Origin of the sequence: Pararobbsia alpina (genome assembly GCF_902859895.1) — a bacterium.
Taxonomy (GTDB): domain Bacteria; phylum Pseudomonadota; class Gammaproteobacteria; order Burkholderiales; family Burkholderiaceae; genus Pararobbsia; species Pararobbsia alpina.
The window spans coordinates 1-3,891 of the sequence record NZ_CADIKM010000117.1 but is presented as its reverse complement, the minus strand read 5'-3'; the positions used below and the strand labels follow the sequence as shown (position 1 = coordinate 3,891).

Sequence of the window (3,891 nt, the reverse complement as noted above, 5' to 3'; positions counted from 1 at the left end):
CTCACTATTTATCCTGTAATGTAATAGTTTCTATCGATCACATAGGTTTTTTCTAAGATCCCGAAGGGCTAGCCGGCATCATGGACTTTTACCGATCAGTGGCGGCTTAGTCGAACTTCCTTCCCTACAGGCGGGGTACCGGCGCGTTCGACGTAAATCAGTTCTGCGCGTCGCGCATTCGAACTGCATCGTCGTGTACCGCGTCACTTCGGCTGCAATTGAGATTGACCGGCTTGGGTCATGCGTTCTTTGACGCCCAACGTTTCCTGATCCCCGTCGGCATGAGGCCGGTCGACGAAGGCTGACGAAAACGGTTAAGCGCAGGAGCAGCGGCTAGCACCTGCGCAGTACATTTTCTGCGCGAGAAATGGGAAAAACGTAACGCCCGACTGCCTCTTGCTGGCGGGCGGGCGAGCGGTCGGCTGTGACGCTCTCCGTCTCATGCGACAGTCGCGAGGAGGTCGACGCGATGAGTACAGCAGCAGCGGCTCGCGGCGGGACACGCAGGCCACTGCGCGCAATCGTTCGTCCTCGCGGCGAGGCTCATCGTCGGGGTCAGCAACCGGTGCGGAAGTGGCATCTCCCCGCTGCGCACGTGGGTCACAAAGAAGCGCACTAAGCAGCATCCATAGCGACGTGAACCTGATGACGAGGAACGCAATACCGGGCGGGTTCACGGAGCGGATTGCCTCCACGTCGGGCTCGCGTGTGGAGCGCGTCGGATCACCCGCGCGCGCTGAGCGCGAGAAGCATCTCGCGCTCAAGCGTATGAATGTGCGTAGCGTTCAGTGGCGGGGCTGGAAAGCGTTGGCGGGACAGCGAACTCGAACAAGCCGTTGAGGTCGCCTCGGGAAAGAGGAACAAGCGATGCTTGTCACGGTTGCTTTTAGTGACCTCCCCCGTGTCCGCCACCACCGTGCCCGCCACCACCACCGTGTCCGCCACCCTCATGTCCGCCGTGTCCACCGCCATGCCAGTGTTCATGACCGCGCCAATGGTGGTCTCCACCCCATCCATCCCACATATTGATCGTCCCGAACGCAGGGGCGTAAACGGGTCCCGACGGGTATCCATATGGATAGCCAGACGCAGAATCGTACGGCTGGGCATACCCCCGCGGAAGATAGTTCACGCGCTCTCGCGGCTAAGGGCTGAGTTGCCGGATGAACTTCCTCTCTCGGGCATCCGGGTCACGGCACTCGGCGAGACCATTGCAGTCAAGACTGGGTCATCCCAATGGGACGCCATTACCGGGCAGCTCCTTCTCGACTTTGAAGTCGCTGAAATCAAGGGAGAGGTCGTTTTCCTCGACACAAGGCCGGGCAAGAAGGAAGCGGCACTTCACGCGGCGGAGTGGTACGACCTTGGCGAGCAGCTGATGAAGTCCGACGTCAAAGGTGCGGAGCAGGCGTACCGGAGAGCGTTGGAACTCTCGCCCGAGCCGTATTACGAGGCGTACGTCGACTTAGGTGCACTGCTCTGCGAGGACGAAGGGCGATGCGAAGACGCGCTTCGCGTCTTCGACCAGGCTCTGGCGCTTTTTCCTGATGACGCAGTGTTGCATTTCAACCGAGCCGTCGCCCTTGAGGGGCTTGGTCGACTGAATGACGCCATACAGTGCTACGAGCGCTGTCTTGAACTCAATCCGTCCTACGCCGATGCGCATCACAACCTTGCCATACTTCGCGACTCGCTTGGTGACAAGCAGGGCTTCGTGCGCCACCTGAGCGCCTATCGCCGGCTGAGCATCTGAATACCCCAGAAGAGACTGATGCCGTCGGTTTCGAAGCCGTACATCAAAGGTTATTGCGAAGCAACCGCTGCAAAGTACCAATTCCTTGAGTCGCGAGGCAATATATTATCGAGGAGAAATCGAATTATCTTTCACTCCGTCTGTGTACTCAGAGTGTCCAGCCACGCCTATCTACATCGCCTTGGTAATGTCGCTAGCGCATGAACTGATGGCACGCAGAAGAACAGCGCGAGCTTTCAGACGAATAGACATCCTAAGGTTTGGGTGAATCTCGAAGGCGGCGGTCCTTGAAGGCAACCATTCTGACGGGCCGACGCTGCCCCCCGCAAATGTCGGCATCTTCGGCAACCATGGGGCTCGCAGCCTTCCACAGAACTCTGTGAACTCGGGTTCGTCGCCAAGACAGCCAGACTGGCGGGTCTAGGCGTGGTTACCCGCTTTGGCGGCCCGCTGGTCGCATACGGTGAAAGATAACGGCAACTCGGGACGCCAAGATATGAAAGTCCTATTCGTTGATGACAATCAAGACGTTGCCGACATTTTGGCGGAGTTGGCTTTTCTTCTGGGTCACGTGGCACGAGCGGCCTACAACGGCTCAGAGGGGCTTCAGGCTGCCCGTGAAGAACAGCCGGATGTTGTGTTTCTGGACTTGGGTTTGCCCGATATGACGGGAATAGAAGTGCTTCGAGCACTGCGCAATGCCGAGGGGACGGACCGCGCCCTCATCTACGCGTTGACAGGCACCCACGAGGCCGACGCTGAGTTGGAGGGTTATGCCTTCGATGGGTATTTGCTCAAGCCGGTCTCGATAAACGCGCTGGCAGGCATTCTCGACAAGCGTCCTTAAGACGTCGACCGGATGGCTTCATCGTTTTCCGCGGAGTCGCGCGTCGAGGATGAGACAACTCGGCCCAGCGTAGTGAGGAAATTTGAGAAATTCGTCAGGAGACTCGAACACTTCCACGCGGAAGCCCACGGAGCGCATAAGCGCGCCGAGGGCTTGCCGGATTGCCGCGTCGTCATCGACCACGTAAATGACGGAACCGTCGGTTGTCCCGGTTTCAGCCGTCGTTCGTCGGGGCGGACCAGTAGTCATCGGTGCGTTCCTCGTGCAGCCGGAGCGCGGTCGCATCGCGCTGTCGTTGAAATGTTCTACGCCCCGGATTGGCACAGGAAAATTCGAACCTGCGATTAGCCGTACAGCGTGCTGTTCGCCGCGTCAGTGTGCAAGGATAGATTCAATCGTCCGCCGCCGTGGCTCCCCAGAGACCCCTCGCGCCCATCAACCCAGGTCAGATGGACGAAGAATGCGGTCCACCCTCTCCGGCGGCAGCGAGCGCGGTGCCAGGCGCCTTGATGACTCCCAGCCGCTTCGAACAATGACTTCAGGCCGCCCGAACTTGAGCCAATCCCACCCGTTGCTGCGAGCCCGGCCGGGCGCGTCAGTGCCCCGAGACGATGGTGCCGTCCTCGTCGAGTCGCTGGCTTGGTGCCAAAGCTCGACCGCTTCCTCCTCACCGGTTAGCGCTACGCCGACCCGCTGGCAGGACTTGCCATTGCCGGTTACGTCACGGTAACGTTCACGCAAAGCGACAGCAGGGAGGATGCAATCATCGCCGCGCCAAGCGGCTCAGTGCCGAAAAGAAGGCGTCGTATGACGTCGACAAAGATACGCGTCGGTAAGCATGTCTAGCGCGTTCGCCATCAATCCGCTTGACTGAGTCCGAGGCCGGCCGCCATGCCGACGACGAACATGTTGTCCAGCAGGTGCAGCAGTGAGCGAGGTTGCGTTGGATTCCGTCATTACGTGCCCTTCGTGCGGGCATACTTGTCAATCTTTAGTGTGCTGATGGCAAACCGCACAAAGTAGCAAGGTTGGACTAACCGGTCCGGAAATCGTCTAGTGCGACCTTAGTGCCCACCGCCAGCCACTCCAGAGGAAAGTGTGTTACTTCGACTCGAGGGCGTCGAGGCGCGCTTGCGCAATCTCGTCCGGGTGTTGGCAGTAGTACACGTCGAACAAATTTGTATGCGGCCGGCGAACCCATCTTGAAGTCGATGGGCAATCGAATCAGTTCGATGCCGATGGTCGCCACTGATGCGGCAGCAGCTCTTCAATACGACTGGCCGCATGCGTG

Annotated in this window: 3 protein-coding genes; 2 read left to right on the top strand and 1 reads right to left on the bottom strand. The window is 59.2% G+C overall.

The window, feature by feature from the left end; all coding sequences use genetic code 11:
• Positions 1-723: 723 nt before the first annotated feature.
• On the bottom strand, positions 724-1,008 hold the full coding sequence (locus tag HV670_RS32520) for a hypothetical protein (protein ID WP_175108465.1): 285 nt from the start codon (positions 1,006-1,008) through the stop codon (positions 724-726).
• 64 nt (positions 1,009-1,072) lie between these two features.
• Between HV670_RS32520 and HV670_RS29505 the strand changes: the two genes are divergently transcribed.
• Together HV670_RS29505 and HV670_RS29500 are read left to right on the top strand one after the other, a co-directional pair.
• On the top strand, positions 1,073-1,753 hold the full coding sequence (locus tag HV670_RS29505) for a tetratricopeptide repeat protein (RefSeq protein ID WP_246258115.1): 681 nt from the start codon (positions 1,073-1,075) through the stop codon (positions 1,751-1,753).
• 496 nt (positions 1,754-2,249) lie between these two features.
• Positions 2,250-2,600: a response regulator gene (locus HV670_RS29500; RefSeq protein WP_175108466.1), complete on the top strand. Its 351-nt coding sequence runs from the start codon at positions 2,250-2,252 to the stop codon at positions 2,598-2,600.
• Positions 2,601-3,891: the final 1,291 nt, after the last annotated feature.

What these genes read in the sequence shown, in the direction of transcription:
- HV670_RS29500 (WP_175108466.1), top strand. Translation starts at nt 2,250, where the DNA reads ATGAAAGTCCTATTCGTTGATGACAATCAAGACGTTGCCGACATTTTG.